This is a genomic window from Nocardioides terrae (assembly GCF_900112345.1).
Lineage (GTDB): Bacteria > Actinomycetota > Actinomycetes > Propionibacteriales > Nocardioidaceae > Nocardioides > Nocardioides terrae.
This window is the reverse complement of sequence record NZ_FOLB01000033.1, coordinates 1-1,316: the sequence shown is the minus strand read 5'-3', so window position 1 is coordinate 1,316 and position 1,316 is coordinate 1. Positions and strand designations below refer to the sequence as shown.

1 protein-coding gene is annotated in these 1,316 nt (G+C 66.6%); it reads left to right on the top strand.

Annotation, left to right across the window (positions count from 1 at the left end; genetic code table 11):
- The first annotated feature begins 38 nt into the window (after window positions 1-38).
- A protein-coding gene (locus BM236_RS18565) for an IS3 family transposase (protein WP_245750428.1) occupies window positions 39-1,294 on the top strand; the annotation gives its coding sequence in 2 pieces (ribosomal slippage) (window positions 39-324 and window positions 324-1,294; 1,257 coding nt in all).
- Window positions 1,295-1,316 lie beyond the last annotated feature (22 nt).

The window sequence follows — 1,316 nt, the reverse complement described above, 5'->3', positions numbered from 1 at the left end:
TGAATCGCGCTGGGTTTCGTTCCGCTTGATGAGTCAGGATGGGAACGATGGCCAGGTATACGAACGAGATGCGTGAGCGGGCGGTCCGGATGGTCGCCGAGGTCCGCCCGGAGCACCCGCACGAGACGGCCGCGCTGCGGCACGTCGCGGGGTTGTTGGGGATGAACGTCGAGACCCTGCGGCTGTGGGTCCACCGCGCGCAGGTCGATGCCGGAGTCCGGCCCGGGACGACCTCGGAGGAGGCTGAGGAGATCAAGCGCCTCAAGCGTGAGGTTGCCGAGCTTCGCAGGGCGAACGAGATCTTGAAGTCCGCCTCAGTGTTTTTCGCCAAGGAGCTCGACCGTCCCACGACGAAGTGATCCGCTACATCGACGAGCACAAGGATCAGTTCGGGGTCGAGGCCATCTGCCGGGTGTTGCGCCCGGCAGTTCGTGGGTTCATCACCGCCCGCGGCTACCGCGCCGCGAAGACACGGCCGCCCTCGGCCCGCCAGCTCAAGGACGAGCTTCTGGTGCCCGAGATCGTCCGGCTGCACGCGGAGAACTACGGCGTCTACGGGGTGCGGAAGATGCACGCCCTGATGCGTCGTCAGGGCTGGGAGATCGGGCGTGACCAGACCGCGCGGCTGATGAAGATCGCCGACGTGCGCGGGGTGAAGCGGTCGAAGAAGGTCTACACGACCAAGCCGGACCCGGCGGCGGTGAAGCCGGCCGACCTGGTCCAACGCCGCTTCCACGCGCCCGCGCCGCGGCGCCTGTGGGTCGCTGACATCACCTACGTCGCGACCTGGTCGGGGTTCGCCTACGTGGCGTTCGTGACCGACGTCTACTCACGCCGGATCGTCGGCTGGAACGTTGCTGCGACATTGAAGGCCGACATCCTCCCGTTGCAGGCACTCGACATGGCTGCCTGGGACGCCAGACAGGAGGGGGCCGCCGATCTGGCCGGGCTGATCCATCACGCCGACCACGGGTCGAACTACCTCTCGATCGTTTACACGGACCGGATCGGCGAGCTCGGCGCGAGGCCGTCGACCGGGACCGTCGGTGACTCCTTTGATAACGCGCTCGCCGAGGCGGTCAACGGGCTCTACAAGACCGAGCTGATCCGGCGACGAGGACCGTGGCGCACGATCGAGCAGGTCGAGCTCGCGACCTTGGAGTACGTGTGGTGGTGGAACAACCAGCGCCTGCACGGGGAGCTCGACATGAGGACCCCGCTCGAGGTCGAGGCGGCGTACTACGCTGCCCATGAATCATCCCGGCCGGCACTTGCTGGCCAAGGGAACGCATAGGAACGAAACCCAGCGCGATTCA